The following is a 211-nucleotide window of genomic DNA, read 5'->3' as shown; positions in this document are numbered from 1 at the left end:
GCTCTAACCAACTGAGCTACACCCCCACATATGTGGACATTGAATTTAGAGTTTCCTCATCGCTTCAACAAGCGCTTTTCTATTCCTCACCACATCTACTGTCAAGACAAATAGCAATCTTAAAAATAAATGGCGAGAGTGACGAGACTTGAACTCGCGACCTCCGGCGTGACAGGCCGGCGCTCTAACCAACTGAGCTACACCCCCACAT

At 47.9% G+C, this 211-nt stretch carries 1 tRNA gene; it reads right to left on the bottom strand.

What is annotated here, in order from left to right:
- Positions 1–130: 130 nt before the first annotated feature.
- A tRNA-Asp gene (locus E1160_RS06050) sits at positions 131–207 on the bottom strand.
- Between the last annotated feature and the right edge of the window lie 4 nt (positions 208–211).

It is taken from the genome of Curvivirga aplysinae, from assembly GCF_009711445.1.
Lineage (GTDB): Bacteria > Pseudomonadota > Alphaproteobacteria > UBA8366 > Aestuariispiraceae > Curvivirga > Curvivirga aplysinae.
The sequence above is the reverse complement of the archived record's forward strand: the minus strand, read 5'-3'. Positions and strand labels throughout refer to the sequence as shown.